This is a genomic window from Megasphaera sp. AM44-1BH (assembly GCF_003467125.1).
Taxonomy (GTDB): domain Bacteria; phylum Bacillota; class Negativicutes; order Veillonellales; family Megasphaeraceae; genus Megasphaera.
Genome location: NZ_QSFA01000010.1, coordinates 39002 through 53326, shown reverse-complemented (window position 1 = coordinate 53326; position 14325 = coordinate 39002). Strand labels below are relative to the sequence as shown.

Here is a 14325-nt window from a genome sequence, read left to right as displayed (position 1 = left end):
TAGAGACAAGCTGTTTTTTTTACATCAAACATCAAACATCAAATTGCCAGCCGCCAGCCACTAACCACTAACCACCAGCCTCACGCTTTCTCTTTCCATGCTCTGGGAACAGGAACGAGGAAGGTGAAGATGCAGCCGATGGCGGCACAAATCCAGAGTATCTGCAGTGCTGTCTGGACGCCCCAGAGGTCGGCTCCCCAGCCTACGACGGGGGAGAGCAGGCCGCCTACAGTCGTGCTCAGGCCCAGTGTGACGCCGGAAGCAAAGCCAACGTTTTTGCCCAGGTAGGTCTGGCCCAGGACGACGATGGGACTGTACGGAGCAAAGAGGGAAAAGGCGACGGGCAGCAGGAGCAGCGTAGCCAGCCAGAGCTGGGAGCTGTTGACCAGGAGGAACATGGCCGGGACCATGATGAGGAAAGAACCGCGCATGACCCGGATGAAACCGAAGCGGTCGGCCATGATACCGCCGAGGAAGGTAATGACGACGCCCATGGAAAACAGGATGGACAGGGCCATGCTTCCCGTAGAAGGCGTGGCCCCCAGTACGGTAATCCAGTAGATGGGGATGAAGGTGTTGCAGAGCGTAAATCCGATGGAACGGGCGAATATGACGACAGTCAGTTTGCTGAAGGCTTTCCAGTCGTTTTCATGGGAAGCTCCCGGATGGGCTTTGGCTTCAGCTTTATCGGCGGCAGCGGCCATGGTGAGCACCGTGGGCATAGCGTGATAGAGGACGGCGGCGATGATCAGATTGACTATGCCATAGAGGACCAGACCGTGGATGTCAAAGGTATAGGCACTGAAGCCGGCTACCATGGGGCCGATGGCAAAACCGGCATTGCCGCCGACGGAAAAGCTGCCCAGAGCCTGTCCTTTGAGCGGGCCGGCGATGCGGTTGACCATGCGGGCTGCTTCGGGATGGAACAGGCTGCCACCGAGGCCGCTCATCATGGAACAGAACAAGATGACCCAGTAATTGGTCGTAAAGGCCAGTGCCGTCAGGGACATGCCGCAAAGGACCGATCCGAGAGGGACCAGCCAGGGCTTGGAAATCCGGTCGGAGTAGTATCCGATGAGTGGCTGTGTTACCGACGACAGGAGAATGTTGGCAAAAATAATGCCGGCAGCCTGCTGGTAATTGAGCTGGCAGGCTGTGATGAAATAGGGAAGCAGGGCCGGGATGCCGCCCTGGGCCCAGTCTACCGAGAAATGCCCCATAGTAAACAGATAGACATGGGGATCGAGCTTTTTCATGAAAATCCCTTCTTTATGATAATATTTATATATATGTCAATAACTATCATTGTACCATACAGGGCGCATAATGGATAGAAAAATTTCTTGACAAGATGTCTTTGTGTGATATACTAAGGAAGTCGCTAGGACATGGGCCTATAGCTCAGCTGGTTAGAGCGCACGCCTGATAAGCGTGAGGTCGGTGGTTCAAGTCCACCTAGGCCCACCACAAAGAACACCGTACGAGATTCGCTCCGTATGGTGTTTTTTTCTGCTCTTTTTCCTGTTTTTTTGGTATGGAACTTTTCCTGTTTTGTGTTATAATTAAAAATCACAGGATTTACATTTTTACTGGTGCGTTTAAAGGAGGGCATGTCATGTCTATTGCAGCCTGTATTGAACACACGAATTTAAAACCCGAAGCGACTCCTGAAGATATCCGCAAGCTTTGCCAGGAAGCCCGCACGTACGGATTTGCCGCCGTCTGTGTCAATTCGTCTTACGTAGAACTGGCAAAACAGGAACTGGCCGGGACATCCTGCCTGGTGACATCGGTCGTCGGCTTTCCTCTGGGGGCCATGGCCAGCAAGGCAAAGGCTATGGAAACAGCCGAAGCCGTTTCAAGCGGGGCCGATGAAATCGATATGGTCCTGGCTATCGGTCGGGCCAAAGCCGCCGACTGGGAATATGTTTATCAGGATATCCGCCTCGTCGTGCTGAGCGCAGCCAGCCGTCCTGTCAAGGTGATCCTGGAAACAGGGCTCCTCACAGATGAAGAAAAGGTAAAGGCCTGCCAGGTGGCGGTCGAAGCCGGTGCAGCCTATGTCAAGACTTCGACGGGCTTCGGCCATGGCGGTGCGACCGTCCACGATGTGGCCCTCATGAAACAGGCCGTAGACGGCAATGCCAAAATAAAGGCGTCGGGCGGCATCCACGATTATGCTTCGGCACGGCAGCTCGTAGAAGCCGGTGCCGACCGCCTCGGTGCCAGTGCCGGCATTGCCATCGTACAGGGAGAACTCTATGACGGAAAGTGAAATCCGGCTGGCACAACTGGCCCAGTCCATCGGAAGGGCGCGCCGTATTGCTGCCGGGGAGGATTCCAGAGAGGAAACGGAAAATTACTCGTCCCTGGTGCCTGATTTCGGCCAGCCGGCGATGGAATCCGGTGCCGGCAGGACCGGCGATTTCCTGAAAAGTCAGACCATCAGCCACAAGGGAGACTGCCTGGTCAGCCTCCTGGCCAGCGGCAGCAGCGGCAATGCTGCTTTTATCCGCTGTGGCCGGACCTGTGTGCTCATCGATGCCGGCATCAGCTGCCGGCGCATCGAAAAGGGACTGCGCCGGTTTGGCTATGCCTTATCTGACCTCGATGCCGTCCTCATTACTCATGAACACACAGACCATGTGAGCGGTCTGCCTGTCCTGCTGAAACGGACCCATATGCCCGTCTATACGACACAGGAGACATGGCAGGCCATAGGTAATAAAATTCTCCCTTTTATGGACCGCTTTGTCCGCCTGCCGCGCCGCCTGTCTCTCGGCGAGATGCAGATTGTTCCCTTTGCGACCAGCCATGATGCGGCCCGGTCTGTGGGCTATTCCCTGTATCACGGTGACTGCAAGATTACCCTGGCGACGGACCTGGGTTGTATTACACCCGATGTCATGACGGCCGCTTCCTGGTCGGATATCCTCATTCTCGAGTCCAATCACGATGAGACGATGCTGCGCAACGGCCCCTATCCCTATGCCTTGCAGCAACGCATACTGGGTAATCTGGGTCATCTGTCCAACAAGACGGCAGCGGGATTTCTCAGCTCCCTGCCGCGGCGGGGCATGATCAAAGTCCTTCTGGCCCATCGCAGTGAACATAATAATACGCCGGCGCTTACGGTGCAGACTATGCGCGACGTCCTTACCAGCCATGGACTGGTCATCGGGCAGGATATTTTATTGCGCCTCGCCTCAGCGACGGGATCCGTGCGCTTTTTGAACGGAGGTACTTTATAATGACACGAAAAAAATGGCTGACAGCGCTGGTAGCTGTTCTCCTGATTGGCGCCGGTATTGCCGGTGGCTTCAAAATCCATGAAACCTTTTTTGGCGGCCAGACCTATTCGGGCAATCTGAACCAGCTGCAGGAACCGGCGAAGAGTGAAGCTATATCCGACGCCCGCAATACGGCTGTCGTACAGGCCGCCAAAAAGGTGGGCCCCGCTGTCGTCGGGATTACGACTAAAGTATATAACCGGGATATTTTCAACCGTAAAGTCCTCGTCGGCGAAGGCGTCGGGTCCGGCATCATCTTCGATAAATCGGGATATATTGCGACGAACAACCACGTCGTCGGGACGGCGAAAACGGTCATCGTTTCTCTGGCCGATGGACAAAGTACAGAAGGTACTGTCGTCGGCCGCGATGAAAAGACGGATTTGGCCGTCGTCAAAATCAATGTAGAAAACCTGCCCGTTGCCGAATTTGGTGACAGTGATTCTTTGCAGGTCGGTGAAACGGCCATCGCCATCGGCAATCCCCTGGGGCTGGAATTCCAGGGAACCGTAACGGCCGGCGTCATCAGTTCTCTCAACCGGACCATCGGTGTGGAAGGGGAAGGGATGAAACTGATCCAGACTGATGCGGCTATCAATCCCGGCAACTCCGGCGGCGCTCTCGTCGATGCCGACGGCAAGGTCATCGGTATCAACAGTGCCAAGATTTCCAAGGAAGGCGTAGAAGGCCTGGGATTTGCCATTCCTATCAATACGGCCCGGCCCATCCTGGAATCGCTCATCAAGAACGGTAAAGTTTCCCGCCCCTATCTCGGCTTCTACGGTCTCGATAAGAAGATGGCTGCCCGCTTTGGCATGAAGCTCGATGTGAGCGGCGTCTACGTGTACAAGGTCATTGCCGGCGGTCCCCTCGACCAGGCAGGCCTGCGTCATGGCGATGTCATTACCCAGGTCGGCGATACGACGATTGAAGCTTTTACGGATCTGCAGGATGCCCTCTCCAAGGCCAGACCCGGCGATACCGTAACGGTCACCTTCAACCGCAATGGCTCAAGCCAGAGCGCCAATGTCGTCCTTCAGGAAGCACCAGCCGATGAAGAGGATAACCAATGAAATACCACATCATAGCGACGGGTAAAATCAAAGAGGCCTATCTCACGGCGGGCATTCAGGAATTTCTGAAACGCCTGCGTCCGTACGGACAGGTGGAACTGACGGTCCTTCCGGAAGAAAAAATGCCCGACCACCCTTCACCGGCCCAGAAAGAGCAGGTACTGGAAAAGGAAGGGGAGAAGATGCTTTCTCATGTGCATCCCGGTTCCCATTTGTTCGTTCTCGATGTAGCTGGGAAACTCATTTCCTCGGAAGAATTATCACAGCGATTCTCCGACCTGGCCCTCTACGGTACGAGTGAACTGACCTTCATCATCGGCGGCCCCTTCGGCCTTTCTGAGTCCCTGCGCCGCCGTGCTGATGAACGCATATCCTTCGGGCGCATTACCCTGACCCATCAGATGATCCGCCTCATTCTGGTGGAACAGATATACCGGGCTATCAAAATCGCCCGCCATGAACCGTACCACTTATAAACGGAAATGGCCCTGTGGACGGGATGTCCGCCATAGAGCCGTTGAAATAAGCAGAACCCCCGGATGCCTTGCTGTATATGGAACAAGGTGTCTGGGGGTTTTATCGCAATTTTACCAAAGTATTCTTCTATATCGGGCAGGAAATTGGAGTTATGTGTCAAATTATATATAATAGGAAATAAAATCATAACCAGCAGGCATCCACGGGAAAAAGCCTGCTTATAAAGGAGTGATTTATATGGCACAGCATATAGCATCAGAAATCATGGAAAAAGCCTTTGTGACAGCCGGTCCGGATACGTCGGTCTTTGAACTGGTCAATTTGTTTGTGAAGAATAAGGTGACGGCCATTCCCATCATCAATGATGACCAGGAACTGGTCGGTATCGTCACCGATGCCGATCTGCTGTACAAAAAGGTAAAACCCCATGTACCGCACTATGTCAATCTCCTCGGCGCCAGCATCTACTACAGCGGCATCAGCGCATATAACCGGGGATTCAAGAAACTTATGGCCGGGACGGCAAAAGAACTCATGACCAAAGACGTGATCATCGCCGCACCCGATGCGCCGGTCGAACAGATTGCCGGCGTCATGGTGGCAGAACATCTGAAAGTCATCCCTATTGTAGACAATAAACATGTGGTGGGCATCGTTACCCGCGGCAACATCCTGGATGAATTGTATCAGGAATATGGGGAATCGTAGAGGAGGCGTGCTATATGGATGAAGCAGAACTGAACAAACAGCCTGGCAGGGAAGAAGAGGAAAAAAAGAAGGCGCCAGTCGTACCGGTCCGCGATGTCATGTACAAGATGTTTGTCTCTGTCACGCCGGATACGCCAGTGCGCAAATTATTCCGCCTTTTCGTCAAACACCGCCTGCTGGCTGTACCTGTCGTCGATGATGAAGAACATCTCATCGGCATCATTACCAGTGCGGACCTCATGTACCGCAGTTCCAAGCCCCACATTCCCCGGGCGCTGCCCATTATCGGGTCCAAAATCATGACCAGCCGCATCAATAAATATGCCAAGGAATTCCGGACCCTCATGGATGAACCCTGTGAAAAACTGATGACCCGCGACGTAGTCATCACGACGCCTGATACGGACATAGAACAGGTAGCGGCGGCTATGGTCATCGAACATCTGAAAGTTATTCCCGTCGTCGTCAACAAACGGGTCGTCGGCATGATTACCCGGGCCAATGTATTGAAGCAATTATATAAAGAATATAATGATTGACAAGACATAGAAAAAGCGGCTGGTGCATTACGTAATCACACGTAATGCACCAGCCGCTTTTGTCATTTAACCTCAAACCTCAAACATCAGGCTTCTTTCTGCTGTCTGTACGGAGTGAAGGTGAATTGCTGTCCATCGTAGTTGATGGAGACCGTATCGCCTTCGCGGACGACGCCGCTGATGATATCGCGGCTGAGGGCCGTTTCTACGGTGTGGACGATGAGGCGGCGCAGCGGACGGGCACCGAACTGCGGGTCATAGCCCTGGTCGGCCAGTGCCTGCAACGCTTCGTCTGTCCAGGTGAGGTGGATCTTGACCTGTTTTTCCAGACGTTCGCTCAGACGTTTGAGCAGGATGGTTGCGATGTTGCGGACCTGATCTTTGCCCAGTGCCTTGAAGACGATGATGTCATCGACACGGTTAAGGAATTCCGGACGGAAGTACTTCTTGAGCAGTTCCCGTACGGCTTTTTCTGCCTGGGCGAAATCTTTCGTTTCCAGGATTTCATGGGAACCGAGGTTACTGGTCATGATGATGATCGTATTCTTGAAGTTGACGACCCGGCCTTTGCCATCGGTCAGGCGGCCATCATCGAGAATCTGCAGCAGGACGTTGAAGATATCGGGATGAGCCTTTTCGATTTCATCGAGGAGGATGACGCTGTAGGGGTGACGGCGTACGGCTTCGGTGAGCTGACCGCCTTCATCATAGCCGACATATCCCGGAGGCGCACCAATCAGACGGGATACGGTGTGCTTTTCCATGTATTCCGACATATCGATACGGATGATATTGCGTTCGTCGTCAAAGAGGGCTTCTGCCAGTGTCTTTGCCAGTTCGGTCTTGCCGACACCGGTAGGTCCGAGGAAGATGAACGAGCCGATAGGACGATTGGGGTCCTTGATACCGGCACGGGCACGGATGATGGCATCGCTGACGACGCGGACGGCTTCATCCTGGCCGACGACACGCTGATGGAGGGTATCGTCGAGGTGGAGCAGTTTTTCCCGTTCGCCGGTCATCATCTTGGAAACGGGGATGCCTGTCCAGCGGCTGACGACGCCGGCAATATCTTCTTCGCCGACTTCTTCTTTCAGGAGCTGGGAATCTTTATGGGCATCCATGAACTTTTCCTGTTCTTCCATCTGTTTCTGCAGTTCCGGCAGTTTACCGTATTTCAATTCCGAAGCCTTGCCCAGATCGTATTCCCGTTCGGCCTTTTCCATTTCATTCTTGGTAGCATCGATTTCTTTCTTCAATGCCTGAGTCCGGGTAATAGCGGTCTTTTCTTTTTCCCACTGTTCTTTCAGGGCGTCTTCTTTTTCTTTCAATTCATTCTTCTGGGCCGTGATTTTTTCCAGACGTTCTTTCGAGGCGTCATCGGTTTCCTTGCTCAGGGACTGTTCTTCGATTTCCAGCTGCATGATCTTATGTGTCAGGTCATCGATCGGTGCAGGCATGGATTCGATTTCCGTACGCAGTTTGGCGGCGGCTTCATCGACCAGGTCGATGGCCTTATCGGGCAGGAACCGGTCGGAAATATAGCGGTCGGAGAGGACGGCTGCCGCGACCAGGGCTTTATCACGGATGCGGACGCCATGATGGGCTTCGTAGCGGGATTTCAGGCCACGGAGAATGGTAATCGTGTCTTCTACAGACGGCGGATCGACCATGACCGGCTGGAAACGTCGTTCCAGAGCGGCATCTTTTTCGATGTATTTCTGATATTCATTCAGTGTCGTTGCCCCGATGCAGCGCAGATCGCCGCGGGCGAGCATCGGTTTGAGGATGTTGCTGGCATCCATGGAGCCTTCGGAGGCACCGGCGCCGACGACCGTATGGATTTCATCGATGAACAACAGAATCTGACCATCCGATTTCGCGATTTCATTGAGAACGGATTTCAGTCTTTCTTCAAATTCACCACGGTATTTCGCACCGGCAATGAGCGAGCCCATATCGAGAGAATAGAGAGTTTTGTTCTTCAGCGATTCCGGCACGTCGCCGGAGACGATACGGCGGGCCAGCCCTTCGACGATAGCCGTCTTGCCGACGCCCGGTTCACCGATCAGCACCGGGTTGTTTTTTCTCCGGCGGGAGAGGATTTCCACGGTACGGCGGATTTCATCATCACGGCCGATGACCGGATCGAGTTTGCCTTTGCGGGCAGCGGCTGTCAGGTCGCGGCCATATTTTTCCAGTGCCTTGTAATTGCTTTCCGGGTTATCGCTGTTGACATTCTGTTTGCGGTTGGTGCGGATGATGGACATAATCTTGTCCTTGGCCAGACCGAATTCACGGCACAATGTCTGTACGTCGCTGTCGCTTTCTTCGACGATGCCCAGCAGCAGGTGTTCTGTGCTGATGTATTCATCGTGCATCGATTCGGCATACTGCTGTGCCTTGCCGATGACACGGGCCATTTCTACGGCCATGGTCAGTTGGCTCTGTCCCTGGACGGACGGAATCTTTTTCAGAAGCTGTTCCAGACGGGCCTGGAGCATAGGCACATCGGTGCCGCATTCCTTAAAAATCGTAGCCAGCAGGCCTTCCGGTTCCTTTACCAGTCCCATGAGCACGTGGACGGACGTGATTTCCTGATTGTAATGCAGAGCGGCTATCTGCTGTGCTGTCTGGAACGCTTCGATGACCTTCTGCGTATATTTTTCATTTCCCATACTAAGACCTCCTTACGTAGGGCGTAAGTTGCATGTAAAAGTAGTGAACAACTAAGTTCAATTATCATTATATCCATAAAAGTCAAAAAGTCAATAAGACAAAAAGAAAAAATTGAACTTTTTTTTGCGTCCTGCCAGCCGCCAACGCCCGGTACATTGACAAGGAACGCCATTGTCCGTACAATCAGAAACAGAATAAGAAAGAGGAGCGATACGATGGAACAGACGTTGTGGCAATGGGAAAAACGGGCTTTTCGGGGTGATGTACAGGCCCAGCGTGAAGTGGGCGACCAGTATTTCTTTGCCGCCTATGAGGAAGAAAAAGAAGAATTGCTGCAGCGGTCTCTGTACTGGTACGGAATGGGTGCCCGGGCGGGCGATGCCGGCTGCCAGTACGATCTGGCCTATCAGTATGAACATGGACTGGGAACGGAGCCGGATATCCGTAAGGCGGCGTATTGGTATGCCCGGGCGGCAGTCCAGGAGCTGCCAGAAGCGGAAAATAATCTGGGCCATCTCTACGAAACGGGGTGCGGCGTCGTGCAGAATTATGAGCTGGCCGTATACTGGTATGGACGGTCTGCCCGCCATGGAGATGCCGATGGACAGTGTAACCTGGCTATCATGTACCAGTTCGGCTATGCCGGGGAAGCAGACTATAAAAAGGCCGCCATGTGGTATACACAGGCGGCAGAGCAGGATAATGCCATTGCCCAGAATAATCTGGGATATTTGTATGAAACGGGCAGAGGCGTAGATCAGGATTATACAGAAGCGGCCTATTGGTACCGGCTGGCTGCTGAAGCTGGGGACGGGCCGGCAGCCAATAATCTGGGCCAGCTCTATGAACAGGGCCTGGGCGTCGAAGAAGACCCGGAAAAGGCTGCCGTGTGGTTTGCCCGCTCGGCTCGGACGGGATACACCGAAGGCATCCGCAACTATATAAGAGTGCTGGAGGCGGGACAGGGGCTTTGTCAGGACAAAAAAGCTGCCGCGTACTGGCGCAGGCAGCTTGAGGAAGACACTAATGGAAAAGGTTGATGAAAATGGTAATGACCGAGGCATTGACCGGGTCGATGATGAGGGAGCCTATGAGGGGGATGACGAAGAATGCTGTCGGTGCCGGACCGAATAATTCCGTCATGGCCGTCATATTGGCGATGGCGTTCGGCGTGGCCCCCAGACCAAAGCCGCAGACACCGGATGTCATGACGGCCGCTTCATAATCCCGGCCCATAGCACGGAACACGACGAAATAGGCAAAGAGGGCCATGATGACGGCCTGGCTCAGGAGCATGACGACCATGGGGACGGCCAGATCGCTGAGCTGCCATAATTTGAGACTCATGAGTACGCAGGTCAGGAAGACTGTGAGCCCCAGATTGCCCAGAACTTCACTTTCTCTCTGATACACTTTATATACATGAGTGAAATCGGCAATATTGCGGATGACGGCAGCCACCACCATGGAGCCGATGTAAGCCGGGAAAATCAGGCCCAGACTGTTCAGTAAACCGCTGACCAGTGTTCCCAGCCCCATGGCGAGAAACAAATGGGCCATGGCGTTCATGAAATGATGGTTGTTGATGGACTGGCCGATGATGTGTTCCTGCTTGATGACTTCTGCCGCCTTTTCTTTGCTGCTGGCGATGGAAGCCAGCTTATCTACTTCTTCCTGGCTGACCGACGGGTCGAGACGTTCCGTATCGGCCTGACTGTGGAGATGATGCTTTTTTACCAGTTGTTCCCCTACAGGGCCGCCGATGAGGCCGCCGGCTACGAGGCCGAATGTCGCGGCGGCGACGGCAATGGTAGCGCCGCTGTCAAGGCCCATTTCTTCCAGGAGAGGACCAAAGGCGGCGGCTGTAGCATGGCCGCCAACCATGGGAATAGAACCGGTCGCCAGCCCCATGTAAGGACTGAGTCCGAACAGGGAAGACAGGCTGATGCCCAGGATGTTCTGGATGACAATGAGTACCGTCGTGATGACAGCCATTTTAAACACCATGATGCCGCCACGGCGGATCAGACTCAGACTGGCCGTATAGCCGACGCTGGTAAAAAAAAGCATCATACAGACATTCTGCATGACCGCGTCCTGTTCATAGGTCCAGATGCCCTGCGTATACAGCAGGCAGTTCAGGGCAGCAAACAGGATGCCGCCGATGACCGGGGCGGGGATGCAGTATGTCCTTAGAGCGGAAATTTTCATACGCAGAAAAACACCGGCATAATACACCACCATGGCCGCAGCCAGTGTCTGATAAATATTGAGTTGTATAGACAACGAAACATTCCTCCTTTGCGCAACGTGAAATCGATTTGCTGGTATAGAAAAAACAAGTTTAATCATATCAGAAAATGTCCACATTGACAACATGGCTTCCGGGAGGAATGTACGGGTCAGACAATTTGTGGTGGCTGGTAGTAATCCTGCCTCGACAGGCGGGCCTGGGTGCTGAAAAAGCAGTAGTATTGCATATCCGTACAGCGCAGATCCAGTGCCAGCTGCTCCCGGCCCAGGGCGGAGAGAGAACCGGCGGCGGTGATGCGGGTGATGACTGGCAGCCGGTTTTTTATTTCTTTTATATAGGGCGATGCATTCCGGGATAGGGCCAGCAGCCGGGCATACTGGGGACCCTGCTCATACGACTGGTCCATGAGGTGACGGCTGGGTGAAAGGAGCGTATAAGCTCCCATGCGGCACAGGCGGCTGTAGGCGTAGCGACGGGTCTTGATGGCAGCCAGTGCCTCTTCGTACGTGACCGATTCCTGCATACAGCGATGCCAGCGGTTTTCCAGTCCCTCGTTGAAGGCCGGGAGATTCCGGAGCTCATCTGGTGTCAGCAGCCGGTTCTGGAGGAGGATGAAATCGCCATAGCGGTCATAATCGGCATATGCTCCCCGTGAAAGGAGGGCGTCTATATCTTCCACGGCCTCAGGCGTCAGATAGCGCCGGAGATGCCGCAAGCTGCCACTCTGCAGTAGTTCCCGGCGCAGGGCCGAGGCGCTGGCAAAAGGCTGCAGCAGCGACGGGTCGTCATGACTGCCCTGACGCAGGACCGGCCAGAACTGCAGGGAAAGGTCCTGCTGCACGATGGCTTTTACATAGGCGGCTGCCAGCAGGGCATTGGGTTCTTCCAGCAGGGATGCCGTTTCTTCCGGAATCCGGGAAGCCATGGCCATCGTCTGCATCCGACCGGCCGTTTCCCTGCCCGTGCAGGGCCGGACTTCCTTTGCGGCCCGGGCCAGAGCATAGAAATCGGCAGCCGTACCCCGCTCGACACCGCAGGCCAGATGAGTGCAGCCCAGCCGGGCAGCCAGTGCCACGCCGCCCTGGGCGAATCCATCGGCACTGGACAGACTGTAGACAGCGGGCAGCTCAAAGACCATATCGGCACCACCCTGGACAGCCCAGGCGGCACGGTGCCATTTATCGAATAATGCCGGTTCGCCCCGCTGTACAAAGGAACCGCTCATGATGACCATGATCAGTGACGGGGAACCGGCCTGCTGGCGCACCTGGGACAGCAGCCAGGCGTGGCCTGTATGAAAAGGATTAAATTCTGCAATGACGGCAATACGTTTCATGGAATGCTCCTCGGATATATACGTCCTATATATTATGCTATTTCTTCTTTGACACTTTAATCATAACGTATCCATGGGAAAAAGAAAAGGAATCAGGCGATTTGCCGGGAGATTGACAAATTAACCTTTTTCTCTTATGGAGAATATGCTATAATGAAATCAGTCTGTGAGAAAGTATAATAGGTGATAGCATGAAACGAATGAGAAAGTTCCTGATGACGATCCTTGCGGCTTCGACGATACTCATGACTGGCTGCGGAAATACGTCGGTTCTGGAAGAATATAGCTTTGGCTATACACAGTTGAAGAGCGGTAATTCCGAAGTGTACCTCATGTCTCCTATGGAAATGGGGAAATCCCAGAATAATGATGGAACCGTATTGTATGGCGCCAACGACTCCCATTGGTGGATGGCTGCCGAATCGCGTCCGGCCAGTGAAATCACTGTACAGCAGTGGGCCGAAAAGCCTATTTCCTTACTGGAACAGACTCATTATTCAGATCTGCAAACGAAGGTCTCAGAAACGACTGTCCTCGACAGGCCGGCGACAGAAGTCCGCTGTACGTTCAACCTGAATGTACAGGGTCATGCCGTTCAGATGGTCGGCCAGAGTCTCTTCTTTGAAGATAATGGTCAGATATGGGATATTACCTACTTGTACAATCCGGCCGATCCCGTAGGCAAGGAAGTCATAGACCATGTATTTGGCCAGATAAAATAATTTAGTAAACATGAAAGAGGGTAAATTGCATGATCGTATTGGTTGTAAACTGCGGCAGCTCGTCCTTGAAATACCAGTTGGTAAACATGGACAATGAAGAAGTCATGGCAAAAGGGTTGGTAGAAAAAATCGGTCTTCCCGATTCCCAGCTGACTCACAAATGGAATGGCCAGAAGAAAGAAATCCAGCAGTCGATTCCGGATCATAAAGTCGCTGTAAAACTCGTTCTCGATATTCTGACCGATGCCGAATGCGGCGTTATCAAATCCATGGATGCCATTGATGCTGTAGGCCATCGTGTTGTTCATGGCGGCGAAGCCTTTGCCAGCTCCACGGTAATTGACGACGAAGTCATGAAAGCCCTGGAAAAATGCTCGGCCTATGCACCCCTTCACAACCCGCCGAACATCATCGGCATCAACGCCTGCAAAGCTATCATGCCGGGCGTACCGCAGGTCGCTGTCTTCGATACAGCATTCCATCAGACCATGCCGCCGGAAGCCTTTATGTATGGCCTTCCGTACGAACTCTATAAAGAAAACGGTATCCGCCGTTATGGCTTCCATGGCACAAGCCACCGCTATGTAGCCGGCCAGATTGCCAAAGTCATGGGCGTTCCCGTTGAAAAACTCCGCATCATCAACTGCCATCTCGGCAACGGGTCTTCCCTGGCTGCCATCAAATATGGCAAATGCGTAGATACGACTATGGGCTTCACACCGCTTGCTGGCTGCCTCATGGGTACGCGCTGCGGCGATATCGACCCGGCCATCGTAACGACTGTTATGGAACAGAAAGGCCTGTCCACGAAAGAAATGGATACACTCATGAACAAGAAATCGGGTGTACTCGGCATTTCCGGCGTTTCCAGTGACTTCCGCGATCTCGGTGAAGCTGCCAAAAAAGGCAACGAACGGGCGAAACTCGCTCTCGATATGTTCCATTATCAGGTACGCAAACTGATTGGTGCACTGGCTGCTGCTATGGGTGGCGTCGATGTCATCACCTTTACGGCCGGCGTTGGCGAAAACGGTATCGAAGACCGTGCCGCTATCTGCCAGGGCCTGGAATACCTGGGCGCCAAACTTTGCCCGACCCGTAACAATGTCCGCGGCAAAGATGCAATGATCAGCACGGATGACTCGACGGTAAAACTCTATGTCATCCCGACAAATGAAGAAATCATGATTGCCCGTGATACGAAGGAACTCGTTTCCAAATAACACGGCACCTGTCATAAAAACTGG

At 53.5% G+C, this 14325-nt stretch carries 13 protein-coding genes and 1 tRNA gene; 10 read left to right on the top strand and 4 right to left on the bottom strand.

Annotated elements, in window-relative coordinates:
- Positions 1–80: 80 nt before the first annotated feature.
- Positions 81–1256, bottom strand: coding sequence for an MFS transporter (locus tag DW949_RS07920; protein WP_118022694.1), 1176 nt, complete (start codon positions 1254–1256; stop codon positions 81–83).
- A gap of 134 nt (positions 1257–1390) precedes the next feature.
- Here DW949_RS07920 and DW949_RS07915 point away from each other — a divergent pair.
- From DW949_RS07915 to DW949_RS07885, 7 genes are all read left to right on the top strand, one after another.
- Positions 1391–1467 (top strand) — tRNA-Ile (locus tag DW949_RS07915).
- A gap of 148 nt (positions 1468–1615) precedes the next feature.
- Positions 1616–2275, top strand: coding sequence for a deoxyribose-phosphate aldolase (gene deoC, locus DW949_RS07910; RefSeq protein ID WP_118022693.1), 660 nt, complete (start codon positions 1616–1618; stop codon positions 2273–2275).
- Positions 2262–3251, top strand: coding sequence for an MBL fold metallo-hydrolase (locus DW949_RS07905; RefSeq protein WP_118022692.1), 990 nt, complete (start codon positions 2262–2264; stop codon positions 3249–3251). The genes deoC and DW949_RS07905 overlap by 14 nt, the downstream gene beginning before the upstream one ends.
- Positions 3248–4363 carry a S1C family serine protease gene (locus tag DW949_RS07900; protein ID WP_118022691.1) on the top strand — a complete coding sequence of 372 codons (1116 nt, stop codon included), beginning with the start codon at positions 3248–3250 and terminating at the stop codon, positions 4361–4363. The genes DW949_RS07905 and DW949_RS07900 overlap by 4 nt, the downstream gene beginning before the upstream one ends.
- Positions 4360–4839 carry a 23S rRNA (pseudouridine(1915)-N(3))-methyltransferase RlmH gene (rlmH, locus tag DW949_RS07895; protein WP_059075742.1) on the top strand — a complete coding sequence of 160 codons (480 nt, stop codon included), beginning with the start codon at positions 4360–4362 and terminating at the stop codon, positions 4837–4839. The genes DW949_RS07900 and rlmH overlap by 4 nt, the downstream gene beginning before the upstream one ends.
- A 238-nt stretch (positions 4840–5077) precedes the next feature.
- Entirely contained in the window at positions 5078–5548 is a 471-nt protein-coding gene (locus DW949_RS07890) for a CBS domain-containing protein (RefSeq protein ID WP_118022690.1), read from the top strand.
- Positions 5549–5562: 14 nt separating this feature from the next.
- A complete protein-coding gene (locus DW949_RS07885) occupies positions 5563–6087 on the top strand; it encodes a CBS domain-containing protein (RefSeq protein WP_118022689.1) in 525 nt (174 codons plus the stop codon).
- 86 nt (positions 6088–6173) lie between these two features.
- Here DW949_RS07885 and clpB read toward each other — a convergent pair whose 3' ends face one another.
- On the bottom strand, positions 6174–8765 hold the full coding sequence (clpB, locus tag DW949_RS07880; RefSeq protein WP_118022688.1) for an ATP-dependent chaperone ClpB: 2592 nt from the start codon (positions 8763–8765) through the stop codon (positions 6174–6176).
- Between the two features lie 216 nt (positions 8766–8981).
- Between clpB and DW949_RS07875 the strand changes: the two genes are divergently transcribed.
- On the top strand, positions 8982–9806 hold the full coding sequence (locus DW949_RS07875) for a tetratricopeptide repeat protein (protein WP_233539538.1): 825 nt from the start codon (positions 8982–8984) through the stop codon (positions 9804–9806).
- Here the strand turns inward: DW949_RS07875 and gltS are convergent.
- Positions 9790–11052, bottom strand: a complete 1263-nt coding sequence (gene gltS, locus DW949_RS07870; RefSeq protein WP_118022687.1) for a sodium/glutamate symporter — start codon at positions 11050–11052, stop codon at positions 9790–9792. The two genes, DW949_RS07875 and gltS, sit on opposite strands and share 17 nt — an antisense overlap.
- A gap of 116 nt (positions 11053–11168) precedes the next feature.
- Complete coding sequence (locus DW949_RS07865) at positions 11169–12356, bottom strand: nucleotidyltransferase family protein (RefSeq protein ID WP_118022686.1); 1188 nt, start codon at positions 12354–12356, stop codon at positions 11169–11171.
- Positions 12357–12547: 191 nt separating this feature from the next.
- On the opposite strand from DW949_RS07865, the gene DW949_RS07860 reads away from it, so the two are divergent.
- On the top strand, positions 12548–13078 hold the full coding sequence (locus DW949_RS07860) for a hypothetical protein (protein ID WP_147349050.1): 531 nt from the start codon (positions 12548–12550) through the stop codon (positions 13076–13078).
- A gap of 29 nt (positions 13079–13107) precedes the next feature.
- Complete coding sequence (locus DW949_RS07855; protein ID WP_118022684.1) at positions 13108–14301, top strand: acetate/propionate family kinase; 1194 nt, start codon at positions 13108–13110, stop codon at positions 14299–14301.
- Positions 14302–14325 lie beyond the last annotated feature (24 nt).